The organism is Aquiflexum sp., assembly GCF_041749095.1.
Lineage (GTDB): Bacteria > Bacteroidota > Bacteroidia > Cytophagales > Cyclobacteriaceae > Aquiflexum.
The window spans coordinates 1-3,417 of record NZ_JBGTCA010000298.1 but is presented as its reverse complement, the minus strand read 5'-3'; the positions used below and the strand labels follow the sequence as shown (position 1 = coordinate 3,417).

General features: G+C 39.0%; 2 protein-coding genes. Both read right to left on the bottom strand.

Annotation, left to right across the window (positions count from 1 at the left end):
* Nucleotides 1-2,225: right-handed parallel beta-helix repeat-containing protein (locus ACEW8O_RS13845; RefSeq protein ID WP_373495219.1), on the bottom strand; the 2,225-nt coding region annotated here is incomplete at its 3' end.
* A gap of 55 nt (nucleotides 2,226-2,280) precedes the next feature.
* Nucleotides 2,281-3,417 (bottom strand): sulfatase-like hydrolase/transferase (locus ACEW8O_RS13840; RefSeq protein WP_373495218.1); only part of this gene is annotated, 1,137 nt, incomplete at its 5' end.

The following is a 3,417-nucleotide window of genomic DNA, read 5'->3' as shown; positions in this document are numbered from 1 at the left end:
GCTTTCCCGTCATCATCCACAAAGAGTGTCATATCCCTGGCCATTTGCCCTTTTTCAAAATCTCTTCTCAAAAAGACACCATTTACAACGGCTTCTTTCCATTCAGGAGATGGTCTTTCATATTTGTCAAGGTCAATAGGTTTGGACTTTAAACTGTCCGGATAATTTGAAGGCCAAATACCTGCATGTGGGTTGACGCTTTTGATATAGGTATATGGGCCGGATACCTGATCACTGACTGCCAAACCGGTCATTGCAGCTTCATAGCCTCTGTCTTTGAGCTCATGGTGAAACCACATTACAAATTTCTTGGTTTTTTCATTGTAAATCACCTTGGGGCGTTCTATGACACATCCCTTTACCAAAAGGGAATTTGGATCATCATGTACTTCAAGGGCAATTCCTTCATTTTTCCAGTTGGTAAGGTCTTTTGAGGAATATACTCCCACTCCAACTTGTGCTTTGTTGCCTTCTGGCCCTTTTATTTTGTGTTCACCAAACCAATAATAAGTATCTTCATGGATCAAAAACCCTCCTCCGTGGGCATTGATGTGCGTGTCTTGATCATCTTCCCAAACTTCTCCAGGCTGAAAATTCTGATACTTCACCTGAGAGGAAAGTATTTCAACATATTTAATTGCACCAAGACTTGGCTTACCCAATATTGGATTTCCTAAAAAGTCTGTTTGCATATTTATTCCATCCATCAAGCCGAATTCATCATTTGGCAGAAATGGAATACTAATTCCTTTTTGTATCAATTCTTTATTTTGTGGGGTGTAGTCTTCGGGCTTCGTTCCGCCAGGGTTCTTGAAATTTGCAGATCCAAATAGAGGTTTACCATCTTGAATCATGACTTTTGATGGCCAATTGGACTCATTCAGAAAGAGGTTGTTTTCAAAGAAAATTCTCTCCATTTCAGAAGAATTTTCGTCATCAGGCTTATACTGATCTCCAGCTACCATTTCTGAAGCTCCTTCTAAGTGAAAGATATTATTAGCTATCAAAATTCCTTTTGATCTATTGTCAATGGCAATTTTGGAAACCTGATCAGCTTTCACATAAATAGTATTGTTATAGAAATAGGAATTTACTGGTCCTTTTCGCTCCTTATTTCCTTGAAAACCACTTAGCCAGAAGATTTTTCCTTCTTGAAATGCTCCATTTTGACCTTTGACTCTGAGACCGTCATTTACACTGATATTGTAGCGATAAGCACAATTGTAGTTATTTCCTAAAATTTCGCAGAAACCACCTGCATTCTGAGCACTGAAGTTATATTGAAGTATTACATTGTCACAATTATAATCTATATGAGCGCCTGCTGAATCTCCAGGGCCATTGGCATGCATAAAACTATTATGCTCGATCATCACATGGGACGCTGACCAAGTCCAAAGACCTGAACCTCTGCCCCACTTGCGGGAATCATCAGTGCTACCTGAGTGGCTGACTTCATTACCTTTGACATGTATAAATTTCACCCCGGACATCTGAATTCCCGGACCACCTGTCCGGTAAACTTTATTATCCAGAATGCGAACATTTCTGATACTTTGTCTTTGTGTACCAGTGAGTTTGATTCCTGTATGGCTTACGTTTTCTATTAAAGAGTTTTTAATCCAGACATTTTCAATCTCGGCATTTCCGTTTGCTATCAGACGGATTCCCCATCCATATTTTTGGGTTCCATTAGCTGATTTTACTTCAGCTTCCGACCTTCCAATTCCTTCTTTTTCATAGAAAACATCATGAATGTGGAGTTCCTCTAAATGAATATCTGTAATCCTCTCATTTCCTTTTCCGAAGACCAAAACACCGACCCGCATCTCTCCATCACCTGAATCATCAACAGGTCCATTGGCTGTGATTTCTAGGTTCTTGATGATGATATGGTTAGAGTTGGTGATCAAAAGGCCATTGAGAAGACCCGTAGCATCTATTATGGATTTTCCTTTGGTATCAGCACCGTTATTTTGGTAAGAATCAACCAGGATAGGTTTTTTAAAACTCCCTTGAACATGATCAAGGAATAAAGTTTCTTGGAAAACTTGCCCCGCAGCTAAAAGGATTCTATCTCCAGGTTCGAGGGCCAAGTCACTTATTTTCACCAATGATTTGAAAGGTGATTTAATCGAGTTTCCATTAGCGCTATCATTCCCCATTTTTGGGTGGAAATAATAATCCTTTGCCTCGGCATTGAATGCCAAGAATAAGAAAAGCATGGTATGAAATATAAAATTTTTAGTCTTCATTAATGAATAGTGTAACTGTAATGATTTAATCATTTGATTTTTTCCCATACCGATCAGGGTGAAGCTTGGAATAAGCTTCATCTTCCAACAACCCCATAAAAAGAGGGTCTTTCAACATACTTTCCCATGCATTGATTTTATCTGTCAAACCATTCATCTGATTCATATTGTCGCTTGCAAGATTTCTTTTTTCAGAAATGTCATTCTTTATATCAAACAAGAATTGCTGTTTAGGATCAGTAATCATTTTGTCATGAAGTGTTCGAATTGCAAATCTTTCAACACTGAAATTCCTCCAATACAGGGCTTCATGTGGTGCATTCTGATTTTCACCTGTCAGGTATGGAATCAAATTGACTCCATCCAATTCGTTCTTGGTTTTTATTCCAATCAGACCTGCTACAGTTCCAAAAATATCAAGTGAAATAATCGGATATTCGTAGGTGGCTCCTTCCGGAATCACTCCTTTCCATTGCACAGCAAATGGTACCCTTACCCCACCCTCAAAGAAGTCTCCCTTCTTTCCTCTTAATGGTTTGTTGTCCGAAGCATTATTGGGCGTTGGACCACCATTGTCAGAAAGAAAAAAAACAATCGTGTTTTCTTCAATCTCTAATCTTGGCAACAAATCCAATATTTTCCCGACACCATCATCTACCGCAGATACCATTGCCGCATAGGTTTTCCTTTTTTCATTTGAAATGTCGGGAAACCTACTTAGGTATTTTTCTGTCGCTTGCATAGGTGCATGCGGAGCATTGTAGGATAAGAATAAGAAAAATGGCCCTTCATGATTTCTTTCAATAAAAGATACAGCTTCTCTGGAAAACGCATCAGTTAGATACTCTCTTTCCTCCACTCTTTCTTTATTTCTTAAAAGTTTTGTTCTGTAAGCACCAAATTGGGAATCAACTTCAAACTCATCTTGTAAGGTTAAATTTTCAGGAAAATACTGATGCCCACCAGATAGAAAGCCATAGAAATCGTCAAACCCCCGTTGATTGGGATGTAGCGTTTGGTGTGCTCCCAAATGCCATTTTCCAATGATTGAAGTTTTGTAGGAGGCTTCTTGAAGATAATCACCAAGCGTCTGTTCAGATAGCGGAAGTCCCATGGTGGAATCATTCGGTGCAAAAAGTGGGTTTTTGGCAAAGCCAAATTT